This window comes from Bradyrhizobium sp. GW821-FHT13H06 (genome assembly GCF_058803975.1).
In genome coordinates this window covers 460,398-486,348 of record NZ_JBXAPN010000003.1, presented here as the reverse complement: position 1 = coordinate 486,348, position 25,951 = coordinate 460,398, and the positions used below count along the sequence as shown (strand labels likewise).

Genomic DNA, 25,951 nt, shown 5'->3' with positions numbered 1-25,951 from the left:
AACAGTAGCCGTCATTCCGGGATGGTCCGAAGGACCAGACCCGGAATCTCGAGATTCCGGGTTCGATGCTGCGCACCGCCCCGGAATGACGAAAGGTTAGAGCAATGGTTGAATTCGCACTTCCGAAGAACTCCAAGATATCGGGCGGCAAGACCTGGCCGAAGCCCGCGGGCGCGACCGAGCTCCGCGAGTTCAAGGTCTATCGCTGGAACCCGGACGATGGCAAGAATCCGAGCGTCGACACCTATTACGTCGACACCAATGATTGCGGTCCGATGGTGCTGGACGGCCTGATCTGGATCAAGAACCACATCGACCCGTCGCTGACCTTCCGCCGCTCCTGCCGCGAAGGCGTCTGCGGCTCCTGCGCCATGAACATCGACGGCCAGAACACGCTGGCCTGCACCCGCTCGATGCACGACGTCAAGGACGGCGCGGTGAAGATCAATCCGCTGCCGCACCAGCCGGTGGTGAAGGACCTCGTCCCCGACCTCACCAACTTCTACGCCCAGTATGCGTCGATCGAGCCCTGGCTGAAGACGACCTCGCCGACGCCGCAGAAGGAATGGCGCCAGAGCCACGAGGACCGCGAGAAGCTCGACGGCCTCTACGAATGCATCCTGTGCGCCTGCTGCTCGACCTCGTGCCCGAGCTATTGGTGGAACAGCGAGCGCTATCTCGGACCTGCCGCGCTGCTCCAGGCCAACCGCTGGGTCTCCGATTCCCGCGACGAGGCAACCGGCGAGCGGCTCGACAATCTCGAGGACCCGTTCCGCCTCTACCGCTGCCACACCATCATGAACTGCGCCAAGGCCTGCCCGAAGGGGCTGAACCCGGCGGAAGCCATCGCCGAGCTCAAGCTCAAGATGGTCGAGCGCCAGATCTGATCGGCCCTGTGTGAGCGAGGACGCGTCTCACTGGGGCCCGGAGCGTTGTCGGTTCTGATCGAATCAGAACCGACGCTTAAGATCATTCTCAAACGATGATCCAAGCGCGACGTCGATCACCCGATCCCCCTCGCGCTTTATTGATGCTCCACTACACGCTTGGTGCCAGGCAGGGGCGACGCTGCCGCCGCGCCAGGTTTTGAATTCCCGCGTTCGATTGCCCAGCGCAGTTGGCGGTCCGTGGCGCGCAACTTAATCTCGTCCGAAGCGAGCGCGGCGAGATTGGCAAGGATCTGCTTCTGCGTTTCGTCTAGCGCGCGTGGCCGAGTGTCGATCACGCAGAGCGACCCCAGGGTAAAGCCGTCGGGATCACTCACTGCGCAGCCAGCGTAGAACCGAAACGCCAGCTCACCCTTCACCGCCGGATTCTCCGCAAAACGCAGGTCGGTCGCGAGGTTCTCGGCGACCATGATGCCCTTCTGCAGAATGGTGTAGTTGCAGAACGCCCAGCCGCGCGGCGTATCGACCATATCGAGCCCATAGCGCGACTTGAACCATTGTCGGGTCGGGGTCAGCATCGTCAGCAATGCCACGGGAGCATCAAGGCTGCGCGCCGCCAGCCAGGTCAGACGATCGAAAGAATCTTCAGGCGGCGTGTCGACGAGGCCGGAGCGTTCGAGTGCGAGAAGCCGCTGGCCCTCATTGTCCGGGAAGGGAAAGGAAGGCGGCGTCTCGAACGGAAAGGGGTGTCCGACGGGGGCTTTGAAAACGGTTTCGATTGCTGCAGGCAACGCGGGCAATTCGTCGACGAACACCGTCATTCTGGAGCCGGGCCCGCCCCCGCCTGATCGCCGGGTTCCAGCCGAGCGCCCGACGACAAGGATCTCGGTACTGCCGAGTGATGGATCGGCGCGCAAGCTCTCCAGCATGGCGAGTCTGCTGGCGTCCGATGTTTCGGCTTCGATCACAACGGCAGCCGGCAACCGCGTGCCGATCGCAAGCAGCGCGGTGTAGATGTCCGAGTAACTCTCGACGACACAGAAATCGACCTCCGCCAAGGCCGCCTTGTAATCGGCCATGCGTTCTTGCCGCGCAATGAGGATCACCCGGGCGGAAGCAAGCATCGGCGGCTCGCCGGAGCCGGCGATCAGCCCGAGAACGTCGCGGCGGTAGACGCGGCGATGACCCCCCGGGGTTTTCCAGGACGGGATCGAGCCGCCTTCGATCAGAAGCTGAGCCGTGCGCACGGAGACGCCCAGTATCTTGGCAGCCTCCGCCGTCGTCAGAATGTCCTTGGCCATACCATCCATCTTTACCCCCGACCGCGCGCCGGCCGGCCTCGTCCCAGACCTCACAATGTCGTGCTCCCACTTGTGTTGACAAGAGCAGGCGGCTGCTATTTTGATAGATTTGATGATAACGATAGATTTGATAAATCTGATAGAATGGCTCCGCACTGCATGGCAGATGCGAGCTGCCGAGGGGCACGTCTTCCTCTGGAAGAAGCCGGGCTCTGGCCCTGAGCCGCCCGGCGAATCGTCCTCGCGCAAGCCGAACCGCCGCGCGGCTGGCCACTCCACACACTCTCAACCACGGGAATGTCGCGATCCGTGACGCCTCCCGACCGAGCTTCGTCCCGGCGACGCCCCCTCTTCATCTCCCTTACCGCCGTCTTCCCTGGCGCGTTGCGTCCCCCCGCACCGTCGATTTGTCTGGAGCATCCTCATGAGTGACTTTCTGCCTTCCGATCTTCCGGAGTTTGCTGACCGTGTTGCTGCCAATCAGCGTCGCCTCCACGAAAATTCCAGCGGCAGTTACGACTTCGTCGTTTGCGGCGCTGGCAGTTCCGGGTCGGTCGTCGCGCGCCGCCTCGCCGAAAATCCCTCCGTCACTGTTCTGCTGATCGAAGCAGGGGGAAGCGACGAGGTGCCGACCGTCATGGAGCCGTCGGCATGGCCGGGAAACCTCGGCAGTGCGACCGATTGGGGCTTTGTCGCAGAGCCCAACCCGCACTTGAACGGGCGCGCACTTCCGATGTCGATGGGCAAGGTTCTCGGCGGCGGCTCCAGCATCAATGTGATGCTGTGGGCGCGGGGTCACCGCAGTGATTGGGATTTCTTCGCCGAGGAAACCGGCGATCAATCCTGGGGTTATGACGCAGTCTCGAAGATTTTCCGGGAGATCGAGAACTGGCAAGGCCCGCCTGATGCGCGTCATCGCGGCACCGGCGGCCCCGTTTTCGTGCAGCCGTCACCCGATCCCGGCCCAGCCGCATTGGCCATGCTCGGCGCCGCGGAGGAGATCGGCATTCCGACCTTTGAAAGCCCCAATGGTGAAATGATGGAGGGCGAAGGCGGCTGCGCCGTTACAGATATCCTGGTCCGGAACGGCAGACGCCATTCCATCTTCCGCGCCTATACCTATCCCTATCTCGATCGGCCCAATCTCACCCTGCTGACCGGCACGCAGGTCTCCCGCGTCCTGCTCGAACGCGGGAGAGCTGTCGGTGTCGAGGCCATGCGTGACGGCCAGGTGTTGCGGATCCATGCGGCCCGGGAACTCGTACTCGCGCTCGGAGCGATCCAGACGCCGTCCGTGCTGATGCGTTCCGGCATCGGCGATGAGGCAGAACTTCGACGGCTTGGGATTCCCGTGGTCCAGCACCTGCCCGGTGTCGGGCAGAACCTGCAGGATCACGTATCGTTCGGATGCATTTGGGAGTATCGCGAGCCGATCGCGCCGCGCAACACCGGCAACGCGGCGACGCTCTATTGGAAATCCGACTCTGCACTCAGGACTCCCGACCTGCTGTTCTGCCAGGTCGAGTTTCCCGTGCCGAGTCCCGAGACGGCAGGCCGGGCCCCTGCCCATGGCTGGACGATGTTCGCCGGCCTTGCATTGCCGAAGAGCCGAGGCAGGGTGAGGCTCCGAAACGCCGAGCCGCTTGCGACGCCGCGGATCGAAGCCAACATGCTGTCGCATCCTGACGATGTGAAGACGGCGATCGCCTGCGTCGATGTTTGCCGTGAGCTCGGCAATACCCGCGCCTTCGAGCCGCTGGTGGCGCGCGAGTCGATGCCCGGCCCTCTCGGCGCCGCCGAGATGGAACGCTTCGTGCGCGACTCCGCGGTGACCTACTGGCACCAGACATGTTCGGCCAAGATGGGACGCGATGCGATGTCCGTGGTCGACAGCAAGCTCAAGGTCTACGGTATCGACCGCCTTCGCATCGCCGACGGCTCGGTGATGCCGCGGATCACCACCGGGAACACGATGGCGCCATGCGTCATCATCGGGGAGAAGGCGGCCCGCGCGCTGCGCGACGAGCACGATATCTGACGCCCCCCTCCGGTAGCGCGATGGACCGCGGATGCGCCGGCCTCCGCTCCATCGCTCTGCATGCCACGCGAACTTGCCGCCCCTTGGCCGATCATGCGTGACATTCCAAGACCTGCCCCAATTTGAGTAGAATCGTTCTTGACCCGCATGGCGGGCGAACCCATAAAATTGCAACCAATGGTTACGATCGCAACCGACTTCCTTCCCGGCGCGAAATTCAGTTAAGCTCACGATCAGGGACTGGAGCGACTGTGCAGAGGGCGCAACGCAACTCGCTGAGGCTGTTGCAGTGGATGATGGCGGCATCCCTGGCGCTGCCGATTGCGCTCTTCGCCGTTGCCGCCACGATCTCCTACACCTCCACCAGGGATATCGCCGACCGTGAGATCGAGCGGACGGTCGACGTCGCTCATGAGCACGCGCTCAAGGTGTTCGAGACCATCGACCGCAGCCTCGCCGAGCTCAACGAGGTCGTGCGTGGCTTGCCGGACGACATCATCCGCGCGCGAGAACCGGCACTGCATCGCCGCCTCAAGCGGCTGACCGATGCGCTGCCGCAGCTCAAATCGGCCTGGATCTTCGATGCGAACGGAAAAGCGCTGGTCAACAGCCTTGCCTCGCCGCCGGCGGACCTCAGCTTTGCCGATCGCGAATACTTCTATGCCCACATCGACCAGAGCATCGGCACTTTCATCGGCACGACCCTGACGCCACGGCCACCCTATCAGGGCGCGCGCTTCTTCGGGGTCAGCCGCCGCCGCGACTCCGACGACGGCAGCTTCATCGGCGTGATCCAGGCCTCGGTGCTGCCGGAATATTTCGAGAGCTTTTACGCCAGAATTGGATCGGATCCCGGCAGCTTCTTCGCGATGGGACGTGCCGACGGCGCGATGCTTACGCATTTTCCCCGCCTTGACCACGAGTTTCGGCTCGATCCGGCCGGGCCGGTGGGCCGGAAGATCGCGGCTCAACCCGAGCACGGCCTCATCACCGTCGGCTGGCCCTCGGACGGCATCGAGCGGCGCATCGCCTACCGGCGTGTCGCCGAATATCCGATCTATGTCAGCGCCGGGCTCGAGACCTCGGCGATCCGCGCGCGCTGGTTCGCCACCATGGGCCAGCACCTGGTGTTCGGCATTCCCGCCACCGCGCTTCTGTTTCTGTTGCTGGCGCTCGCGTTGCGGCGCACCCGGCACCTTCAGGCGGAAGCTGCAAAGCGGCGCGAGGCCGAGGAGGCGCTCAAGCACAGCCAGCGCCTGGAGGCGCTCGGGCAGCTCACCGGCGGCGTCGCGCACGACTTCAACAACCTCCTGACCGTGATCCGCGCGTCGGTCGACCTCCTGAACCGGCCGCAACTGACGGAGGAGCGCCGACAGCGCTACATCACGGCCATTGCGGATTCGGTGGCGCGCGCGGCCAAGCTGACCTCGCAGCTGCTCGCCTTTGCGCGGCGCCAGACCCTGAAGCCGGAGGTGTTCGACGTCGGTGCGCGGGTGCAGTCGCTGCACGACATGCTCGCCACGCTGCTGGGCCCCGCGATCGAGATCGTCATGCGGCTGCCGGCGGAGCCGTACCTCGTCAATGCCGATGCCAGCCAGTTCGAGACGGCGCTGATCAACATGGCCACCAACGCGCGCGATGCCATGCGGGGCAATGGCAGGATCGTTTTCAGCGTCGAGGCCGCAACGACCGTTCCGGACACGCTGGCGAAGCTTTCGGCCAACCAGACCTTGGCAAACCATGGCTTCGTCCGCGTCAACGTCAGCGACACCGGTGTCGGCATTCCCGCCGCACGGCTCGGACGCATCTTCGAGCCGTTCTTCACCACCAAGCAGATCGGCCACGGCACCGGTCTCGGCCTGTCCCAGGTGTTCGGTTTCGCCCGGCAGTCCGGCGGTGAAGTGACCGTCACGAGCGAGGTGGGACACGGCAGCACCTTCTCGCTTTATCTGCCGCGCGTGTCGCCGGAGTTGCTGCCGCAACGCCAGGCGCCCAACACTGCGCCGGCAATGGCCGGTACCGGCATGTCGGTGCTCGTGGTCGAGGACAATATCGAGCTTGCCAATTTCGCCGCGGATGGCCTCACCGAGCTCGGCTACAGCATCACGCTGGTCGACAATGCCGCCGATGCGCTTGCCGAGCTCGTCGTGGACGCGGATCGTTTCGACGTCGTGCTCTCGGACGTGGTGATGCCCGGGATGACCGGGCTCGATTTGGTACAGGCGATCCGCGAGCGCAGCATCGCCGTGCCGGTCGTGCTGACCACGGGCTACAGCCAGGCTCTGTCACAAGAGGGCGCGGCCGGCTGCGATCTCGTGCAAAAGCCCTATTCGATCGAGGAATTGTCGCGCGTTCTGCACCGGGCCGCGCGGCTGCGGCACGTCCGCGACGGCGCCGCCGAGTGATCCGGCGGCCGGAACCGAAGGGAACCGATTGATTTCCCTGTGCGTTGTCCGCCCATGCACAAGCCGGCCACAACGCGCGAACAGGGCAGGAAGCCGCCCATTGTGGAAATCAAAGGCGAGAACGGCGATGACGTGGCACCGCCCCCGCCCGAGCTGGTCGAACCCGACCCCGAGCTCTCACCCGAGGAAGCCGAGCAGGCCCGCAAGGATTATCTGCTGACCCGGTTCTGGATTAGCGCCCGCGGCTTCTGGGGCCGCAACGGCGACCGCCTGGCCTGGCCGTTCTCGATCGGTCTCGGCCTGCTGATCGTGCTGACGGTTGGCTTCCAATACGGCATCAATGTCTGGAATCGCGCGATCTTCGACGCGATCGAGAAGCGCGATGCGGCGAGTGTCTTCCATCTCACGATGGTGTTCTTCCCGCTCGCTATCGGCAGCATCGTGCTCGCAGTGGCGCAGGTGTTCGCGCGGATGGGTATCCAGCGACGTTGGCGCGCCTGGCTCACTGCGAGCGTGCTGACGCGATGGCTCAAGAACGGGCGCTACTATCAGCTCAATCTCGTCGGCGGCGACCACAAGAATCCCGAATACCGCATCGCCGAGGATCTGCGGATTGCGACCGACTCCCCGGTCGATTTCCTCGCCGGCGTGACGTCCGCACTGCTGTCAGCCGCGACCTTCATCGTCGTGCTCTGGACCATCGGCGGCGCGCTCACCGTCACGCTCGGCGGCTCGGCCATCACCATCCCCGGCTTCCTCGTGATCGCCGCGATCCTCTACGCCGCGATCGCATCCAGCTCGATCGTGGTGATCGGCCGGCGCTTCGTCCAGGTCTCCGAGGGCAAGAACCAGGCCGAAGCCGATTTCCGCTACACGCTGACGCGCGTGCGCGAGAACGGCGAGAGCATCGCGCTGCTCGGCGGCGAGGAGGAGGAGCGCGACGGCATCGATCGCAATTTCACCCGCGTGCTGCGGCAATGGGCGCGACTCGCCGGCCAGCACATGCGCACCACGCTGGTGTCGCAGGGATCGAGCCTGGTTGCGCCGGTGGTGCCGCTGCTGCTGTGCGCGCCAAAATTCCTCGACGGCAGCATGACGCTGGGGCAGGTGATGCAGGCGGCCTCCGCCTTCACCATCGTGCAGAGCGCATTCGGCTGGCTGGTCGACAATTATCCCCGGCTGGCAGATTGGAACGCCTGTGCGCGCCGCATCGCCTCGCTGATGATGTCGCTCGACGGCCTCGAACGCGCCGAGCAGGGCGATGGCCTTGGCCGCATCAAGCGGGGCGAGACGCGCAACGACGCCATGCTGGAGCTGAAGGACCTCTCCGTCACGCTCGACGACGGCACCGCCGTGGTCGGCGAGACCGAGGTCGTGATCGAGCCCGGCGAACGACTGCTGGTCGCCGGCGAATCCGGCACCGGCAAGAGTACTCTGGTGCGCGCCATCGCAGGCCTATGGCCATGGGGCGGCGGCAGCGTCAATTTCCATGTCGATCGCCGGCTGTTCATGCTGCCGCAGCGGCCTTATGTCCCCTCGGGCTCCTTGCGGCGGGCGGTCGCCTATCCAGGCGCGGCCGACCACTGGACCGTCGAGGAGATCGGCGAAGCCCTGCACAAGGTCGGGCTCGATCATCTCAAGGAGAAGATCGAAGAGGAAGGACCCTGGGACCAGACGCTGTCCGGCGGCGAGAAGCAGCGCCTCGCCTTCGCGCGGCTGCTGCACAATCCCGACATCGTCGTGCTCGATGAGGCGACCTCGGCGCTCGATGAGAAGAGCCAGGACAAGATGATGAAGATGATCACCGACGCGCTGCCGAAGGCGACGATCGTCAGCGTCGCGCATCGCGCCGAGCTGGAGGCCTTCCACAGCCGCAAGATCGTGCTGGAGCGGCGCAAGGGCGGCGCCAAGCTCGTCAGCGACATCGACCTGATTCCGCGCAAAGGCAAGCGCAAGCTGCTTGGCCGCTTCCTGAGGCAACGCAAGAGGGCGGCGTAGTACTCTCTCCGTCGTCCCGGACAAGCGCGCGCCGATCCGGGGCCCATACCCACAGGGAGCAATTTGGCGAAGACTTGGAGTGGGCATCTCGCGCCACATTCGCTCAAGCGCGATGACGCGCAAGACCCGACGCAATACATTCCTGTCATGCTGATAGGGACAAACAAGGGAGGTTGCCATGATCGACCATCTGGGTATCTCGGTCTCCGACTATGAACGCGCGAAGGCGTTCTACACGACGGCGCTGGCGCCGCTGGGCTACGGCCTGGTCATGGAGGTCACGGCCGAGCAGACCGGCCACGCTTCCGCCGCAGGCTTCGGCGCCGAGGGCAAGCCCGATTTCTGGATCGGCGGCGAAGGCGCCATGAACAAGCCGGTGCATGTCGCCATTCGCGCCAAGGACCACGCCACGGTCGACGCCTTCTACAGGGCCGCAATCGCGGCCGGCGGCCGCGACAACGGTTCGCCCGGCATCCGCCCGCATTACCATCCGAACTACTACGGCGCGTTCGTGCTCGACCCTGATGGCCACAATATCGAGGCCGTCTGCCACGCGCCGGAATAGGAAGGATTCGGCAGGAACATCGTTCCAGGCAGGCCGTTATCGTTCCTTGCAAAAAGGAGCACGACATGGCCAACGACAATGCCGGCGACGTCGATCGGGTCTGGGATCTGATGCAGAAAATCGGATTCGCGATGCTGGTCACGCGCGACGGCGACAAGCTCCGCGCGCGGCCGATGAGCGCCCGTCTCGACCGCGACGCGAACACGATTTTTTTCCTGACCGATGCACGGCGTCACAAGGATGAGGAAATCGCACGCAGTCCATCCGTCAACCTGTCGTTCGCGGATGCCGGTAGCCAGAAATATGTGTCGCTGACCGGCACTGCCGTCGTTTCCAACGACCGTGCCAAGATCAAGGAGCTGTTCTCGACGCCGGCCAAGGCATGGTGGGACTCTGCGGAAGATCCCAACATCCGCGTGCTCGAGGTCACACCTGACGACGCCGAATTCTGGGACTCGCCGGGGACGGTGATCTCCTACGTGAAGATGGCGGCCGCGGCCGTCACGAACACACGTCCGGACATCGGCGAGAACCGCAAGGTCTCGATGTGATGCCGATCGAACCGCCCGAGATTCCGCCGTCGACACCCGGCACGCCAACAGAACCGCCGCCCGGAATTCCCCCTGGCAATCCGCAACCCGAGATCACACCGCCGGTTCGCGAGCCAGGCGAATCACCGCGCCCCGACGAATTGCCGGGCCGCATGCCCGAAGAGATTCCATCGCGCGGTCCGAATGGGCCGCTCACGCCAAATCCTGCGACGGACTTAAGTTCGCCGCAGGACTACGCATGAGGCGCGACCCATCACATGCAAGGCGATTGCAACCAGCGTCTGAATGCGCAATGAACGTCGCCATAGTGAAATGATTTGCATGCAGAAATAAATCGGGCTGCGGCTGCATCGCCTGCCACAATGCGGCCTAACGCGTAGATGTTCATCCCGACACTTCGTCAAAGAACCTTCCGGGGAAGTTCACCACCATGACCAACCTTCGTTTCGTGCTGCTTGCGACGACGGCTCTGACCGCGATGCAATTGGCAAACACCGCATCGCATGCGCAAGACGCTTCGCCGCTCGTGGTCGCGCAGGCCCAGCCTCAAGAGACGGGCCCTGACGGAAAACCGAAGCAGCCGCCGAAGGGACCGCCAGCAGCGGCTCCGCCTGCAGCACCCGCACGCCCGGCGGCACCACCGCCCGCGGCTGCACCGCCCCATCCGCCCGCCGCGCCTCCGCCGGCAGCCGCACCGCCGCGTCCGGTTGCGCCGCCACCGCCACCTCCTCCACCTGCGGCCCGTCCGGCGCCACCGCCTCCGCCTCCACCTGCGGCCCGTCCGGCACCTCCGCCGCCCCCGCCGCCGCCGGCCGCTCCAAAGCAGCCTGCGCCGCCTCCGGCTGCGGCTCCGCAGCAGCATGCTCCGACACCGCCTGCCGCGCGCCCGGCTCCCACGCCGCCAGCACCGCCGCCTGCCGCGCCGAAGCAGCCTTCGCCGCCTCCCGCCGCGGCTCCGCAACACGCGCCCACACCGCCGCCGCCTGCGGCTCGCCCGACTCCGCCGCCACCGCCTCCTCCAGCGGCTCCTTCGGCACGGCCCGCGCCGACGCCCACGGCAACACCCCCTGCTCCGACAGCGGCGCCCACGGCTCGCCCGGGCGCACCTGCCCCGGCGACCACACCCGCACCGGCAACGACTCCCGCACCGACTGCGACCCCGGCCCCCGGCGCGACGCCGCCCGGCGTGCGTCCCGGCACGCCTCCGGCTGCAGGATCACCTGCTCCGGGTGCCACGCCCGCTCCAGCGGCCACGCCGGCACCAGGTGGCGTCACTCCGACGACACCGCCCGCACGTCCCGGGACCGCACCGACGCCTGCACCCGGCGCAACCCCGGCCCCAGCCGCGACGCCGACCCCCGGCACAGTGACACCGACGCCCGGCCCTCAAGGTGGTACGCCGCCTGCAGGCGCACCCGCTGCCGGCACTCCGCCCGCGTCACCGCAAGCCGGCGCTCCGGCTCGCCCACCGGCGCCTCCGGCCGGCGCTGCGGCGCCGACGGTGGTTCCCGGCACGCCGGCCGCCGCACCGCCGCCGAACAAGGCGCAATACGCCCCGCCCACGGTGACGCCCGCGTTCCGGGCCGCTCCCACGGTTGCTGCACCGCTGCCGCCGCCGCCGCGTCCGCCGCAGCGTGACCTCACGCCGCTCGCGATCGGTGCGGGCGTCGTGGCCGGCGCCGTGATCGGTGCCACCATCGCCGATCTCCACAATCAGCGCCGCGAGACCATCGAAGGCGGCCGCACCGTCTACACCGAGCCGGACCGCATCATCGTCCGCGATCCGGGCGGGCAGGCCTATGTCCGCGGCAACGATCTCTATCGCTTCCGCTATGGGGCCCGCGACATCCGCACCGACACCGTCGGCGGCGAAACCCGCACCGTCGTGATCCGTCCCGACGGCAGCGAGATCATCACCGTGGTCGGCACCGACGGCCGGCTGATGCGGCGCATCCGCAGAGACCCCGCCGGGCGCGAGGTCATCATCATCGACAACACCTACCGCGATCCGCGATCGGTCGGCGGCTTCTATGTCGACGTACCGCCGCCGGTCGTGAACATGCCCTATGATCGCTACATCGTCGATGCCGAGGAAGCGTCGCCAGACTTGATCTACGAGACCATGGAGGCGCCGCCGGTGCAACGGATCGATCGGCGTTACTCGCTCGACGAGATCCGCTACAGCCCCAATGTTCGCATGCAGATGCCGAGCATCGACGTCAACACGATCAACTTCGAGACGGGATCGTGGACCATCCCACCGGACCAGGCGGCCCGGTTGCAAGCGATCGCCGACGGCCTCAACCGTGCGATCCAGCGCAACCCGCGCGAGGTGTTCCTGATCGAGGGGCACACCGACGCGGTCGGCAACGAGGTCGACAATCTGTCATTGTCGGACCGTCGCGCGCAGTCCGCGGCCGAACTGCTGACGCAGCAGTTCGGTGTGCCGGCAGAGAACCTGACGTCGCAAGGCTACGGCGAGCAGTACTTGAAGGAACAGACGCAAGGACCGAGCGTGATCAACCGGCGCGTCACGGTCCGCCGCATCACGCCGCTGCTCAACGGCGGCCAGGCCTCGCTGCCGCCGCCCCCGCCCGGCACCGCGCCGCCGCGCTGAGGCACAAGCCACAAACGCAAATGGCCGGGAGCGATCCCGGCCATTTCATTTTGCATGTATTACGCACTCATCGCTTCTGGCGGCAGGCAGGCCTCGCAAACGGCCGCAACGTGTCGGTGATCGGTACCGCAACAGCCGCCGAGAATCCGCATCTGCGGAAACGCGCGCCTGAGCGAAAGGTAACGGCGGCCGAGATCGACGGGATCGCCGCTGTCGAGCGTCTCCGACTCGTCGAGCTCGGCATGGCTCTTGATCGACGCGTTGGCCCTGATGCCGTGGATGCGCTGGACCCACGATTCGCCGGCCGCGAGTGCGCCGTCAAAATGGGTCGGATGCGCGCAGTTGATCAGGAAATATTCGCATGCGCGCTCCGTTGCGTCGTCGACCGCTTCGATCGCCTCGCGCAACGATTCCCCCCTGACGAGGCGGCCATCGGTCTCGACCGTGAAGGAGATCGCGACCGGAATTTCCTGCGTCCTGGCTGCACGCACCACGCCGACGGCTTCGTTGATGCTGTTCAGCGTGAACGCCGTCACCATGTCGGCGCCAGCCTCGGCGAAGGCAGCGATCTGGGCCGAGTGGTAGACCTCCGCCTCCGCCGCGTCCATGTTGCCGGCCTTGTAGCCGTCGCCGCGCGGACCGATCGCGCCGTTGATCACGCATGGCGTGCGAGGCGATTCCCATGTGCCGCGCAATTCGTCGAGAAAGCGAATGGCGCCCATGTTGACGGCCTTGAGCCCGGCCACATCGTAGCCGAGCTTGGCGCCCCAATCAGGGTTGGCGCGCCAGGTCGGGCTGTCGAGCACGAAGCCGAGTCCATGCTGCCGCGCGATGCGGAGATAGGCTTCGTAGTAGCGCTTCAGATGCGCGCAACCATCCGCGCTGTCCAGCAGCACGAATGCCGCGAAGTGCGGCAGCTCCAGCCCTTGGTGGAAGATCAGGGTGGTTTCCATGCCGCCATCGGTCAAGAAGATGCCGCCGCGGTGCTGCGGCAGATCGTGTCTGTACTTGGCCATTGATCGCTCCTTCGCTTGGCGCCAGCCGCTCCACTTCGGTCGCGTCGCGGCGCCTTCGGTCTCGCGCGAGTGGTGCCGCATAATGTCGCGCCGCTCTAGAAGTCTGATGGTGCGGCTGAACCTCCACCTGCAAACGGATACAAAATCAGAGGCTTACGCGAAGCGCCGGGAGCGGCGCGGATTTCGCACGCGGCGGATTCCACACCGTTGGTACGGTTTTGGAGGCATCGATGGGAAAGGGCGAAGCGACGCGCGAACGCATTCTCGAGATCGCCGAAGCGGCGGTGCTCGCGAAGGGCTTCGGCGCAACCTCGATCGATGAGGTCATCGCCGAGGCCGGACTGACCAAGAGCGGATTCTTCTATCACTTCAGGGACAAGAACGCGCTCGCGCGGGAGATGCTGCGCCGCTATGTGGAGACGAACGATCGCCTGTTCGAGGAGATCTTCCAGCGAGGGCGTGAGCTCTCGGACGATCCGCTGCAATCGTTCCTGATCTCGCTGAAGCTGCTGGCCGAGGTCATGGCCGATCTGCCCAACGGCCATCCCGGGTGCCTGATCGCCAGCATCTGCTATCAGGAGCGCCTGTTCGACCGCGAGGTTCGCGACCTGACGGCGCAATCGGTCCGGGCCTGGAATGCGCATTTCCGCGCGATCCTCGACGGCATCGCAGCGGTCCATCCGCCGCGCGAATCGATCAACCTCGACGATCTCGCAGAGATGATCTCGTGCGTGGTCGACGGCGCGATCATCATGTCGAAGACACTCAACGATCCGAAGCGGCTGGAGCGGCAGATTCTGCTCTTCCGCAGCTGTGTGAAGCTCGTCTTCGCGCCGCCTCCCTCATCGTGAAATGCATGTGACGTGAGCGAGCCAGGTGCGGATCGCCTTGCCGCGCCCGTTTGCGGGAGGAGTGCAACCGGGTGGTTCGCAATGGAACCTGTGCATCATTGCCCCGCAGCCAATCCCAACGCATCGGCCATGACGCGGAACACGTCGGTATTGTCCATCGAGCCATGCACGCGCTCGCTGCCCGGTCCGGTCGCGGTCAGGATGACGTCCTCGCCCGAATGCACGCTGGCGCCGATCATCGCCGAGAGATTGCCGGGGCGCAGCACCGCGCCCGGGACGTCCTTGTATTTGTCGTTGGCCTTGAAGGTCCCGTCGGCGCCGGCCTTGACGGTCGGCTCGTTGGGATTGTCCAGCTTCGGACGGAACGTCTCGTAGTGATCGGGCAGACTGGCGGAGAAGATGGCGAGCCGCCGGCTGACGTCGATGCGTGCCGGATAACCTTCCGCGTCGGGAGCCGGATAGTTGGGAAATCCAGCCCGATCGTAGACTCCGACGCGCTCGCGCAAGGGAACGTTGGGCGTGGTGGCCATGTCGTCATTCACCGTGCCGACGAGGCTGTTGGGATGATTGTGGTCCGCCAGCACCAGGATGAGAGTGTCGTCGCCGCGCGCCCGCGCCCATTCACGCGTCTGGCGCACCGCATTGTCGAGCATGATCGTGTCGTAGACGGCCCGCTCCATGTCGAGCAGATGCGCATATTTGTCGATCATTCCGGATTCGACCATCAGGAAGAAGCCGGCCTCATTCCGCGACAGCAGTTGCAGCGCTGCCTGCACCTGCTCGGTCAGGTCGGGCTGCTCAGGAAACTTCTTGACGCCGCCACCCTTGAGGAATTTGCGGTCGAGCACACCGTCCATGTTGCCCGTGGCGAACAGGCCGAGCAGCCTGGCCGTCTCGGGCTTTGCCGAGACAGCGCCGAGTTCGCTCGCGGTGGTCGCCACCTGATAGCCTGCATCGCGGAACTTGGCGATGTAGTCGGTCTCGTCCTTGCGTTTCGAGCCGGCGGCCGACTTCGGCAGAAAATTCGCGCTGCCGCCGCCCATCAGGACGTCCGGCTTCGCCGCAAAGAACTGCTCGACGATCTCGTCGTAGGCGGCACGGCGGCGCGTGTGCGCAACCATCGCCGCCGGCGTCGCGTCTTCGATCTCGGTGTTGGTGACGACGCCGATCGCCATGCCGTGCTGCCTCCTGGCAAGGCTGGTGATGGTTTCGACCCGGGGATCGTCGAACGGACTTGCGGTGCGGTCCGCATAAACGCCGAGCGCGTTGACGGCGCTCTTGTGCCCGGTCGCGTAAGCGCTGGCCGCGTTCGCGGAATCGGTGATGATCGAATCCGAGCCTGCGGTTGCCACCAGCGCCATGTGAGGCATGTCGTCGATGGCGAGCTTGCCGCGACTTTTGCCCTCCGAAATCCCCTTGGACAGGATTCGGGCTGCGACCCGGTGCGCCGGCGACATGCCGTCGCCGATGAACAGGATGACGTTCTTCGCCTTGCGCGGCCCCGTATCGTAGACCGTCCATGTGACGCTGTGCTGGCCCATGCCGTCGCTCACGTCCACGACCACGTTGCCCGGCCTGGTCAGCGTGACGTCGCGCAGGATCAGGGCCGACTGATCCTTGCCATCCTCGCGCTCGATGAAGGTTCCGGCACGGCCGAACGCGGTCGCGTAGTCCACGCCGTTCACCGTCACCTTCAACTTGGCGGGATCGACCAGCCCAGGGAGCTCGACCTTGAAGTCGAATTTGGCTCCGGCCAGGATCTCGGCACGATCGATCGGATAGATCGTCTGCGCCGACAATGACGATGCCCAACAGAGGACGATGAGAGAGGCGAGTGCCGATCCCCTGACCATGCTCGATGCTCCGCAATCCGGTTTCCGACAGGAACGGCAAGCGTAGCGATCGAGAATGACACCGTCATTAAATTCGTAGCCCCGGATTCACGGCGATAAATCCGAGCTACGAAGACGTCAGCCCTTGTCGCTCTCCAGGCGGAAGATCTGCGAGCCTTCGCTGCCCGAGAGCAGGCCGGTGTCGCTGTAGAGCTTGAGCTTGGTGCGGGTGTCGGCGATGTCGAGGTTGCGCATGGTGAGCTGCCCGATGCGGTCGGCCGGCGTGAAGGCGGCGTCCTCCACCTTCTCCATGCTGAGTCTTTCAGGCGCATAGGTGAGGTTGGGGCTCTCGGTGTTGAGGATCGAATAGTCGTTGCCGCGGCGCAGCTCGAGCGTGACTTCGCCGGTGACGGCGCGCGCGACCCAGCGCTGCGCGGTCTCGCGCAGCATCAGGGCCTGCGAGTCGAACCAGCGCCCCTGATAGAGCAGGCGTCCCAGGCGCATGCCGCTGATGCGGTACTGCTCGATGGTGTCCTCGTTGTGGATGCCGGTGACGAGGCGCTCATAGGCGATGTGGAGGAGCGCCATGCCCGGCGCTTCGTAGATGCCGCGGCTCTTCGCCTCGATGATGCGGTTCTCGATCTGGTCGCTCATGCCGAGGCCGTGGCGGCCGCCGATGGCGTTGGCTTCGAGGAACAACGCGACGGGATCGGAGAAGGTCTGGCCGTTCAGCGCCGTGGGCTGGCCTTCCTCGAAACGCACCACGACCTTCTCGGCCTTGACGACGCAGTCGTCGCGCCAGAACGGAACGCCCATGATCGGGTTGACGATCTTGATGCCGCTGTCGAGGCTCTCGAGATCCTTGGCCTCGTGCGTGGCGCCGAGCAGGTTGCTGTCGGTCGAATACGCCTTCTCGGCGCTCATCTTGTAGGCAAAGCCCTGGGCGGTCATGAACGCCGACATCTCGGCACGGCCGCCGAGCTCGTCGATGAACTGCTGGTCGAGCCAGGGCTTGTAGATCTTCAGGCCTGGATTGGTGAGCAGGCCGTAGCGGTAGAAGCGCTCGATGTCGTTGCCCTTGAAGGTCGAGCCGTCGCCCCAGATGTTGACGCCGTCTTCCTTCATCGCCGCGACCAGCATGGTGCCGGTCACCGCGCGCCCCAGAGGGGTGGTGTTGAAATAGGTGATGCCGCCGGTGGAGATGTGGAAGGCGCCGGACTGGATCGCGGCGATGCCTTCGTGCACCAGCTGCGTGCGGCAATCGACCAGGCGCGCCTTCTCGGCGCCGAACTCCATCGCCTTGCGCGGGATCTCGTTGTAGTCGGCCTCGTCAGGCTGGCCGAGATTGGCGGTGTAGGCGTAGCAGCGCGCGCCCTTCTGCTTCATCCAGAGCAGCGCCGCGCTGGTGTCGAGGCCGCCCGAAAACGCGATGCCGACTTTCTCGCCCTTGGGCAGGCTTTTCAGGATCGTGGTCATGGGGCTTCCAATCGGGTCTCAAGGGCTGATGAAGGTTTCGAACTTGACCGCGCGAATATCAAATTTCGCAGGGCTCGGCACCCCTTTAATGGCTCAAACCGACGGCTCGGGACCGGTCTTGCGGCCGAACAGGCGCTGGCGGAGCCGGTAGCCGGGCATGCTCAGCCGGGTCAGGGCGGCATCGACCGCCTCGTCCGAAAACCGCGTCCGCGGCCAACGGTAAATCAGGGCGTAGGCGAACCAGATCACGACGAAGGTGACGAGGCCGGCGATGGAAACGTCGGTGAAGAAGTGGCCCCCGAAGGCCATGCGCAGCCCGCTGGTCAAGGCGCCGAACACCACGGCGGCGGCATAGGCGAGCGGGCGCCACGGCGGGGGCGCCAGCGCAGCCGGCGCGAGCGTCCAGAACGCGGTCGCCCCTTCGCCGGAGAAGAACGAGCAGTTGCGCGCGCAGCCGCCGCGCGGATCCCACCACGGCACGAATTGCTGGTCGCCGGCAAACTCGGTCACCACCACCGGGCGTGGCCGGCCCCAATAGGTCTTGAAGGTGAGATTGGTGAGGATGCCGGCCGACAGGATGATCGTGACCAGCAGGAACACCATCGCGCGGCCCGACACCATCAGCGGCCGGTCCGGCCGGATCATCTTGACCACGAGTGCGACCAGCGATGGCAGCACGAATGCCCAGGCGACCCACATCGCAGCGTCACGCGCGAAACTGGCCCAGCCGTTCAGCTTGAGCGGAAACGTCCTGGTCTCGGGATCGAAGAACAGCGCGGCGAGCTTGAGGTCGAGCTCGGGATAGAGGCCGAAGACGACGCCGATCACGAGCCACAGCGCCAGAGCGATGAAGAGTCCAGTCCGGTTCATGGCGCGCGGTTTAGCGGAGAGGGAAGGAGATGAAAACCCCGCGCCCGTCATTCCGGGGCGGTGCCACGGGACCATCCCGGAATGACAGGCGCAAAACTAGCGCGCATCCGGCCGCGACTGTGAAGGCAGTGGCGGAGGCGGACGGCGCGCGGGCGGCGGATCGCGCCAGGCGCCGGCATTGCGGCCGGCGATCAGCCAGTAGACCACGCCGGCGACGATGCCCGCGCCGGTCATGATCTCCAGGTGACGGCGCACGATGCCCTCGAACTGGAACGTGTCGGGATGAAAGGGAACGAGGCCGAGATAGCAGACGAGCCCCACGACGCCGCCGCCGACGGCGTAGGCGAGCGCGCTGCGGATGTAGAGCGCTTCGGTGATCGCGACGATCACCGCTGCCGGCACCAGCGCAAAGCCGGAGACGAAGATGAAGCCGAAGCCGAGCAGGATGTCGATCGTGCCCTGATCGACGGGACCGGCGCCGAGATCGGCGAATTCCGGGAACAATAGCGCGACGACGACGATCATGCCGCCGACAAAGCAGGCGGCAAGGAAACCGATGAAGATGACGATGAGGCGGCCAATCAGGGACATTGCGCCACCCTCACGTCATTGCGAGGAGCGTAGCGACGAAGCAATCCAGACTGCCGCCGCGGAAAGGCTCTGGATTGCTTCGCTTCGCTCGCAATGACGGGGATGCGAGAGCGCGGGCACGCATCCTCAATCCGTCATCGCCATGGCGCGGAGCGCCTGACGTTCGCGTGCGCTGAGCTTCTCGGTCTCCGACTTGAGCTGGCCGCAGGCGGCGAGGATGTCGCGGCCGCGCGGGGTGCGTACCGGAGAGGAATAGCCGGCGTTGAAGATGTATTCGGAGAACTTCTCGATCTGGTCCCAGTCCGAGCATTCATAGGCGGTGCCGGGCCAGGGATTGAACGGGATCAGGTTGATCTTGGCCGGAATGCCCTTGAGCATCTTCACCAGCAGCTTCGCATCGTCGAGCGAATCGTTGACGCCCTTGAGCATCACATATTCGAAGGTGATGCGGCGCGCGTTCGAGGCGCCGGGATAGTCGCGGCAGGCCTGCAGCAGCTCCTTGATCGGATATTTGCGGTTGAGCGGCACCAGCTCGTTGCGCAGCTCGTCGCGCACCGCATGCAGCGAGATGGCGAGCATGACGCCGATCTCCTCGCCCGCACGCACGATGTTCGGCACCACGCCGGAGGTGGACAGCGTGATGCGGCGGCGGGAGATGCCGATGCCTTCGTTGTCGCCGACGATGAGAAGCGCATCGCGCACCGCGTCGAAATTGTAGAGCGGCTCGCCCATGCCCATCATCACGATGTTGGTGACGCGGCGCGTGCCGTCCTCGCGATCGGCCCAGTCGTTGAGACGATCGCGTGCGACCATCACCTGTCCGACGATCTCGCCGGCGGTGAGATTGCGCACCAGGCGCTGCGTGCCGGTGTGGCAGAACGAGCAATTCAAGGTGCAGCCGACCTGCGAGGATACGCACAGCGTGCCGCGGTCGGTTTCGGGGATGTAGACGCATTCGACCTCATGCGCCTTCTGAACGGAATCGCCGCTCGGCAGCCGCAGCAGCCATTTGCGGGTGCCGTCGTTGGAGATCTGCTCGGCCACGACCTCAGGCCGGTCGACCGTGAAATGCCGGGCGAGATCGGCGCGGATGCCCTTCGAGATCGAGGTCATCTCGTCGAAGTTCTGGGCGCCCCGGAAATAGATCCAGTGCCACAGCTGCTGCACGCGCATCTTGCGCTGGGCCGGAGCGACGCCGATCTCGCCGAGGCGGTCGGCAAGCTCGGTGCGCGACAGACCGATCAGCGACGGCTTGGCCGGCGGCACATAGGTTTCGAGCGGAGTCTTCTCCACCAGGGTTGCGTTGTGCGGCTCGGTCGTCGGTTGCATTGATGGGACCTGGACTACTGCTGTTTGAGTTCGTCATGCCCGGGCTTGACCCGGGCAACCACGTCTTTCGTCAATCGCGGTTGCGCGTGGATGGCCGGGTCAAGCCCGGCCATGACGACCGAAAATCTGGAACCGCCCCTATATAGCAATCGGACCGGCCGATTGCGACCTCATCGCCGGCAGCCTTAACGCTTGCGCCCTTACCGCTTGCAATCCTGCGCGATCTTGTCGAGCGCCTGGGCGAGGCCCTTCAGCGAGAAGGTGTCGGTCGTCTCCGTGCCCTTGGCCGAGACCCCCTTGACCACGAGGTCGGCGGATTTGCGCATGGCTTCGACCATCCGCTCCTCTTCGGCCGCGTTCTTGATCCAGAGGCCGTCGCCCTGCGTGTACATCGCGAAGGAGGCGCCGCCGACCTCGACGGTCGATTCCGAGCCCGGCTTCAGCGCGTAGCCGATCATGACCGAGACTTCGTTGTTGACCTTTTCCGCCGGCCGGGTCGAGACGAACGCATAGGCGGGATCACGCGGCCGGTTCGGCGGATTGGTCTTCGACGACGAAGGCTTGGCCAGCGCGAAGCAGACCTTCTTGCCATTGGGCGTGGCCGCATAGGCCCCCCAAGTGCCGAACTGCCCGATCAAGCTCGGCTCGGCGCCACCCGCAACCGCGGCGGGCGAGGCCGCCGGTTTGCTCTCGGGCTTCGAAGCCCCCTTTGCCGTCGTATGGGCCGGCGACGCAGCCGGCTTCGGTGTCGCCTCTTTTGGAGCAGACTCTTTTGGTCCGGCCTTGGGCGCCGGTTGCGCCGTCTGCGCCCGCGCGGAATCGGCGATTCCCCCGGCCATGACGCCAGTCATCAAAGCTAAAATCAGCACCCGCCACATGCTCGGAGTGGTTCCCTCAATATTGTGACTGGAAGATGGCCCGATCGCGCTTTGTCCCCGGGCACGCATAGCCGGGAAAGTCCAATTTGGGAAGGCAGTTAGCGGTATCGGCTGCGGCTAGGCCCTGGATCGCGCGGCGCGTTGGGTGGCCCATTGCGCCTCAGTCCAGCCGAGCAAATCCTCGGCGCCGGAACTGCGCAAATGCGCGCCACCGTCGATCACCACCATTTCGCCATTGATGTAGCCGGCGCGGTCGGAGACCAGGAAGCTGGCGAGATCGGCAAGCTCGCTATGCCCGCCGGTCCGTCCCAGCGGGTTGCGCGCGGTCCAGCTTTCGTCGCGGCCCTCGGGGCGGAGCTGCCCGGACGCCCCGGCGGTCGGAAACGGACCGGGCGCGATCGCGACGGTGCGGATGCCCTTCGGGCCCCACTCCACCGCAAGGCTCTTGGTCATCGCCAGCAGGGCGGACTTCGCCATCGCCGACGGAACCGTGAAGGCGCGACCGGTGATGGTGGAGGTCGAGAGGATCGACAGCACGACGCCGCCATGCGTGCCGTCGATCCAGCGCCTGCCGGCGGCGAGCGTGCAATACATCGCGCCATGCAGCGTCGGCGCCAGGATCGCATCCGCGGCGCGGAAGGAGAGATGCTCGCTCTGTGCGATGAAGGTCGCGGCAGCATTGTTGACGAGGATGTCGAGCGGCGCCTCGCGCCAGATCTGATCCATCATGCCGTCGACGGCTGCGCCATCGCGAATATCGCAGCTGATCGTCGTGACCTTGCCATCCGTCTGCTCGCGCATCTCGCGCGCGGTTGCTTCCAGCCGGTCGAGCTTGCGGCCGCAAATCACGATCTCTGCGCCGAGCGCGAGGAAGCGACGGCCCATCGCCGCGCCAAGGCCCGAGCCGCCGCCGGTGACGAGGATGCGCTTGTTCTTGAGCAGGTTTGTTTCAAACATCGTTTGAATCCCCATCTCCGTGGATTTCGTCGTTGCGAGCGCAGCGAAGCAAATCCAGAATCCGTCCCGCGGAAATAGTCTGGATTGCATCGCTGCGCTCGCAATGGCGCGAGGATAGGGCTGTGCATCGCTTTGGGCAAAGAAACCGGATTGTCGCCCGTGCCTAAATCCGGCAGAAACAGGTCAACTATAATTCCACTCGAAACGCTTCAGGTGCCGCCATGAAAGCCATCCTCTGCTCGCAATATTGCCAGCCCGACGATCTCGTTCTGGCCGAGGTGCCGGATCCGGTGGCCGGTCCCGGCGAAGCCGTGATCGCGATCAAGGCGGCGGCGCTGAACTTCTTCGACATCCTGATGATTCAGGGCAAGTACCAGATCAAGCCGCCGTTCCCGTTCTCTCCGGCTGCGGAAGTCGCCGGCGTGATCGAGAGCATCGGCCCCGGCGTGACCGATCTGAAAGTCGGCGACCGCGTCGTCGCATCCTGCGGCCACAACGGCGCGCGCGAGAAGATCGCGCTGCCGGCGGCATCGATCGTGAAGATCCCCGACAATCTCGACTACGACCGCGCGGCCGGCATCATCATCATCTACGGCACCGCGCTGCATGCGCTGGAGGACCGCGCGAGCCCGAAGCCCGGCGAAACGCTCGCAGTGCTCGGCGCGGCCGGCGGCACCGGCCTCGCAGCCTGCGAGCTCGGCAAGCTGATGGGCCTGAAGGTGATCGCCTGCGCCTCGTCGGACGAGAAGCTCGAATTCGCGAAAGCGCATGGCGCCGAGCTGACGCTGAACTACGGCAAGGAAGATCTGAAGGAAGGCCTGCGCAAGCTCACCGGCGGCAAGGGCGTCGACATCATCTTCGATCCGGTTGGTGGCGCTTACGCCGAGCAGGCGCTGCGCTCGATCGCCTGGGAGGGTCGCTTCCTCGTCATCGGCTTTGCCGCCGGCGACATCCCCAAGATGCCGCTGAACCTCGCGCTGCTGAAGGGCTGCGACATCCGCGGCGTGTTCTGGGGCGCCTGGACGAGACTCAACCCGGCCAAGAACCGCGCCAATCTGGAGAAGCTCGTGAAGTGGACGGCGGAGGGAAAGATCTCATCGCATGTCGACCGCACCTTCCCGCTGGCCCAGACTGCGGACGCGCTGAAGGTGCTCGCGGGACGCCAGGCCATGGGCAAGGTGATCCTGCATCCGTGAGGATGTCGTGGCGAATGGTGTCGCGACGCCATCGCCACATACCCAACTGTCGTCACCCGCGCAGGCGGGCGATCCAGTATTCCGAGACGGTAGCGATGAACCGAGAGGCCGCAGCGTACTGGATTCCCCGCTTTCGCAGGGAATGACAGCGCGCTCGTGGTGAGCGCTCCTAAGCTTCCGCTGATTCTTCCGCCTCATCCACCCCACGCCGCAGCGCGGCGCGGGCGGCCTCACGATGCTCGTTCGTGATGTGGCTGGCGACCATGCGGATGGCAGTGGCGAGCACGGCGGCGTCATCGGCGAAGCCGAGGATCGGCATCACGTCCGTGACGAAGTCGAACGGCAGGATGAAGTAGGCGATCGCCCCGAGCAGCGAGGCCTGGACGTGGCGCGGCGTCTGCCGGTCGAACGCGCAGTAATAGGCGGCAAGCAGGTCTTCCGCGAACGGCAGGTGCGCGGCGACACGCTTCAGCTTGCGCCAGAAGCGGCGGCGCACGCTCTCGCGATCTTCCGCGAGCCGATCGGCCGGCTCGAAGCCGACGCTGTGCTCGGCAGCCATGCTCAAAAACTCCCCGTTCTGCCGGAGGCGGCGGGTCGTCCCGTCCCGGCTGATCACAAGATGGGGATGCGGCCGATCCCTGCAAGACGTCAGCCAAGTATCCGTCAAGTGTCAGCCTGCGATCGCGTTCATCGCCTTGGCCAGCGCGATGTCGCGCGTGGTGACGCCGCCGGCGTCATGGGTCGACAGCACCACCTCCACCGTCTTGTAGACGTTGCGCCATTCGGGGTGGTGATCCATCTTCTCGGCCACCAGCGCGGCGCGGGTCATGAAGCCGAACGCCTCGTTGAAATCCCTGAAGACAAAGATTTTCCCGATGGCGTCGCGGCCTTGGACCTCACTCCAGCCCGATAGTCCGCCCAGCGCCTGCCTGCGCTCCTCCGCCGAGAGCCGTTCTGCCATGATCGTCTCCTTGCCTTTTGGGGGGAACTTTACTCTAACACCGCGCCGCTGCCCGGGTTCATACGGGATTTCCTGCGTCCGCTAACCATGACGGAGATGTAACCCCGCCGGACAAGGAAATTTGCTACAATTGCAACGGTAGATCGCCGGCCAAGATGAAACTGAGCCTGAAGCGCCTGTTTGGGAGATCGATGACCGGGGGATTGGACCTGGCCGAAGCGCCCCCTCCGCCTTCGCCGCGATCGGCGGCGCGGAAGACGGCGCTCGTGTCTCTGGCACTCGTGCTTGCGATCGTGGGCGCGCTCGCCGGCGGATACTACTTCGCGATGCGTCCGGTGACGCTCAAGATCGCGGTCGGCCCGGCCAACAGCGATGACATCAAGGTCGTGCAGGCGCTGACGCAGGCCTTCACCCAGACCAAGGCTCAGGTACGGCTGCGGCCGTTCCAGACCGACGGCGCCACGGCGAGCGCCGACGCGCTCGCGGAAGGCAAGGTCGATCTCGCCATCGTGCGCGGCGACGTCGACGTACCCAAGAACGCGCAAGCGGTCGCGACCCTGCGCAAGAACGTCGTGGTGCTGTGGTCCGTGCCGGGCAAAGGCAAGAAGCGGGGCGCGAAGGTCACCAAGATCTCGCAGCTCGCCGGCCATCGCGTCGGCGTGGTCGGCCGCACCCAGGCCAACGTCAATCTGCTCAAGGTGATCCTCCAGCAGTACGGCATCGATCCCGCCAAGGTCGAGATCGTGCAATTCCCGGCGAACGAAGCCGCCGAGGCGATCAAGGCGCAGAAGGCCGACGTCTATCTCGCGGCCGGCCCCGTCAACAGCAAGATCACGTCGGATGCGATCGCCGCCTCCACCAAGGATTTCGGGGCGCCCACCTTCCTTGCGATCGATTCGGCGGATGCGATCGCGCAAAACCATCCGGTCTACGAAGCGTCCGAGATTCCCGCCGGCACCTATGGTGGCTCGCCTGCCCGCCCGGAGGACGAGGTGAAGACCATCAGCTTCTCGCACCACATCGTGGCGCGCAAAGGCGTGGCCGAAACCACCATTGCGGCGTTCACGCGCCAGCTCTTCGCCGTTCGCCAGCAACTGGTCACGGAATTTCCGCTCGCGGCGAAGATCGAAACGCCTGATACCGACAAGGATGCGGTGATCCCGGTGCATCCCGGCGCGGCGGCCTTCGTCGACGGCGAGGAAAAGACCTTCCTCGACAAATACAGCGACTACATCTGGTGGAGCCTGATGGCGCTTTCGGCCATGGGCTCGATCGGCGCCTGGTTCGCCGGATACCTGAAGAAGGACGAGCGCGACAGCAACAATCATCAGCGCGAACGCCTGCTCGACATGATCGCCGCTGCGCGCAAGTGCGAGACGGCCGAAGAACTCGACCAGATGCAGACCGAAGCTGACGACATCCTGCGCGATACGCTGCGCTGCTACGATCACGGCGCGATCGAGGAAGGCGCGCTCACCGCCTTCAACATCGCACTCGACCAGTTCCACTCTGCGGTCGCCGACCGCAAGGCATTGCTGATGAGCCTGCCGCAGAACCTGCAGCGCGCCGGCGCGCAGTTCAGGGCCGCCGGCAACGCGTAGGCGCTTGCCGGCGTAATGGCTGCGTCACATT

General features: G+C 65.4%; 22 protein-coding genes. 11 read left to right on the top strand and 11 right to left on the bottom strand.

Features of this window, described 5'->3' with window-relative positions; translation table 11 throughout:
* The first annotated feature begins 104 nt into the window (after positions 1-104).
* Positions 105-887 (top strand): succinate dehydrogenase iron-sulfur subunit, encoded by a 783-nt coding sequence (locus AC1RQP_RS14735; protein ID WP_028179640.1) that lies wholly within the window; start codon positions 105-107, stop codon positions 885-887.
* Positions 888-1,024: 137 nt separating this feature from the next.
* Here AC1RQP_RS14735 and AC1RQP_RS14730 read toward each other — a convergent pair whose 3' ends face one another.
* Complete coding sequence (locus AC1RQP_RS14730) at positions 1,025-2,188, bottom strand: helix-turn-helix domain-containing protein (protein WP_492937498.1); 1,164 nt, start codon at positions 2,186-2,188, stop codon at positions 1,025-1,027.
* A 424-nt stretch (positions 2,189-2,612) separates the two neighbouring features.
* Between AC1RQP_RS14730 and AC1RQP_RS14725 the strand changes: the two genes are divergently transcribed.
* The 7 genes from AC1RQP_RS14725 to AC1RQP_RS14695 all read left to right on the top strand — a co-directional run bounded on the left by AC1RQP_RS14725 (position 2,613) and on the right by AC1RQP_RS14695 (position 12,362).
* Positions 2,613-4,226, top strand: a complete 1,614-nt coding sequence (locus AC1RQP_RS14725; RefSeq protein WP_492937496.1) for a GMC family oxidoreductase — start codon at positions 2,613-2,615, stop codon at positions 4,224-4,226.
* A 251-nt stretch (positions 4,227-4,477) separates the two neighbouring features.
* Complete coding sequence (locus AC1RQP_RS14720; protein WP_239628829.1) at positions 4,478-6,631, top strand: hybrid sensor histidine kinase/response regulator; 2,154 nt, start codon at positions 4,478-4,480, stop codon at positions 6,629-6,631.
* Between the two features lie 54 nt (positions 6,632-6,685).
* The gene (locus AC1RQP_RS14715) at positions 6,686-8,629 is read left to right on the top strand and encodes an ABC transporter ATP-binding protein/permease (protein ID WP_492937495.1); all 1,944 of its coding nucleotides are present in this window, start codon (positions 6,686-6,688) and stop codon (positions 8,627-8,629) included.
* A gap of 178 nt (positions 8,630-8,807) precedes the next feature.
* Positions 8,808-9,194, top strand: coding sequence for a VOC family protein (locus tag AC1RQP_RS14710; RefSeq protein ID WP_492937494.1), 387 nt, complete (start codon positions 8,808-8,810; stop codon positions 9,192-9,194).
* Between the two features lie 65 nt (positions 9,195-9,259).
* On the top strand, positions 9,260-9,745 hold the full coding sequence (locus AC1RQP_RS14705; RefSeq protein ID WP_492937493.1) for a pyridoxamine 5'-phosphate oxidase family protein: 486 nt from the start codon (positions 9,260-9,262) through the stop codon (positions 9,743-9,745).
* Positions 9,745-9,987: a hypothetical protein gene (locus AC1RQP_RS14700; RefSeq protein WP_239628822.1), complete on the top strand. Its 243-nt coding sequence runs from the start codon at positions 9,745-9,747 to the stop codon at positions 9,985-9,987. The genes AC1RQP_RS14705 and AC1RQP_RS14700 overlap by 1 nt, the downstream gene beginning before the upstream one ends.
* 188 nt (positions 9,988-10,175) lie before the next feature.
* The gene (locus AC1RQP_RS14695) at positions 10,176-12,362 is read left to right on the top strand and encodes an OmpA family protein (protein WP_492937492.1); all 2,187 of its coding nucleotides are present in this window, start codon (positions 10,176-10,178) and stop codon (positions 12,360-12,362) included.
* 59 nt (positions 12,363-12,421) lie between these two features.
* Here the strand turns inward: AC1RQP_RS14695 and AC1RQP_RS14690 are convergent, their stop codons facing one another.
* Positions 12,422-13,378, bottom strand: a complete 957-nt coding sequence (locus AC1RQP_RS14690; RefSeq protein WP_492937491.1) for a homocysteine S-methyltransferase family protein — start codon at positions 13,376-13,378, stop codon at positions 12,422-12,424.
* Between the two features lie 230 nt (positions 13,379-13,608).
* On the opposite strand from AC1RQP_RS14690, the gene AC1RQP_RS14685 reads away from it, so the two are divergent.
* Entirely contained in the window at positions 13,609-14,229 is a 621-nt protein-coding gene (locus AC1RQP_RS14685; RefSeq protein ID WP_492937490.1) for a TetR/AcrR family transcriptional regulator, read from the top strand.
* 95 nt (positions 14,230-14,324) lie between these two features.
* Here the strand turns inward: AC1RQP_RS14685 and AC1RQP_RS14680 are convergent, their stop codons facing one another.
* The 7 genes from AC1RQP_RS14680 to AC1RQP_RS14650 all read right to left on the bottom strand — a co-directional run bounded on the left by AC1RQP_RS14680 (position 14,325) and on the right by AC1RQP_RS14650 (position 22,162).
* Complete coding sequence (locus AC1RQP_RS14680) at positions 14,325-16,082, bottom strand: alkaline phosphatase (protein ID WP_492937489.1); 1,758 nt, start codon at positions 16,080-16,082, stop codon at positions 14,325-14,327.
* A gap of 117 nt (positions 16,083-16,199) precedes the next feature.
* Positions 16,200-17,537: an argininosuccinate synthase gene (argG, locus tag AC1RQP_RS14675; protein WP_492937488.1), complete on the bottom strand. Its 1,338-nt coding sequence runs from the start codon at positions 17,535-17,537 to the stop codon at positions 16,200-16,202.
* 93 nt (positions 17,538-17,630) lie between these two features.
* Positions 17,631-18,407, bottom strand: coding sequence for a phosphatase PAP2 family protein (locus AC1RQP_RS14670; protein WP_194390753.1), 777 nt, complete (start codon positions 18,405-18,407; stop codon positions 17,631-17,633).
* A 96-nt stretch (positions 18,408-18,503) separates the two neighbouring features.
* Positions 18,504-18,998, bottom strand: a complete 495-nt coding sequence (locus AC1RQP_RS14665) for a hypothetical protein (RefSeq protein WP_239628807.1) — start codon at positions 18,996-18,998, stop codon at positions 18,504-18,506.
* A gap of 126 nt (positions 18,999-19,124) precedes the next feature.
* Positions 19,125-20,327 (bottom strand): dual-specificity RNA methyltransferase RlmN, encoded by a 1,203-nt coding sequence (gene rlmN, locus AC1RQP_RS14660; RefSeq protein ID WP_492937487.1) that lies wholly within the window; start codon positions 20,325-20,327, stop codon positions 19,125-19,127.
* Between the two features lie 200 nt (positions 20,328-20,527).
* The gene (locus AC1RQP_RS14655; RefSeq protein ID WP_492937486.1) at positions 20,528-21,205 is read right to left on the bottom strand and encodes an invasion associated locus B family protein; all 678 of its coding nucleotides are present in this window, start codon (positions 21,203-21,205) and stop codon (positions 20,528-20,530) included.
* 117 nt (positions 21,206-21,322) lie between these two features.
* The gene (locus tag AC1RQP_RS14650; RefSeq protein WP_492937485.1) at positions 21,323-22,162 is read right to left on the bottom strand and encodes an SDR family oxidoreductase; all 840 of its coding nucleotides are present in this window, start codon (positions 22,160-22,162) and stop codon (positions 21,323-21,325) included.
* A gap of 221 nt (positions 22,163-22,383) precedes the next feature.
* Between AC1RQP_RS14650 and AC1RQP_RS14645 the strand changes: the two genes are divergently transcribed.
* Positions 22,384-23,358 carry an NADPH:quinone oxidoreductase family protein gene (locus tag AC1RQP_RS14645; protein ID WP_061880125.1) on the top strand — a complete coding sequence of 325 codons (975 nt, stop codon included), beginning with the start codon at positions 22,384-22,386 and terminating at the stop codon, positions 23,356-23,358.
* A 169-nt stretch (positions 23,359-23,527) separates the two neighbouring features.
* Here AC1RQP_RS14645 and AC1RQP_RS14640 read toward each other — a convergent pair whose 3' ends face one another.
* Complete coding sequence (locus tag AC1RQP_RS14640; RefSeq protein WP_492937484.1) at positions 23,528-23,917, bottom strand: YkvA family protein; 390 nt, start codon at positions 23,915-23,917, stop codon at positions 23,528-23,530.
* Between the two features lie 111 nt (positions 23,918-24,028).
* Positions 24,029-24,322: a 4a-hydroxytetrahydrobiopterin dehydratase gene (locus tag AC1RQP_RS14635; protein WP_492937861.1), complete on the bottom strand. Its 294-nt coding sequence runs from the start codon at positions 24,320-24,322 to the stop codon at positions 24,029-24,031.
* 152 nt (positions 24,323-24,474) lie between these two features.
* On the opposite strand from AC1RQP_RS14635, the gene AC1RQP_RS14630 reads away from it, so the two are divergent.
* Entirely contained in the window at positions 24,475-25,920 is a 1,446-nt protein-coding gene (locus AC1RQP_RS14630) for a TAXI family TRAP transporter solute-binding subunit (protein ID WP_247799807.1), read from the top strand.
* Positions 25,921-25,951 lie beyond the last annotated feature (31 nt).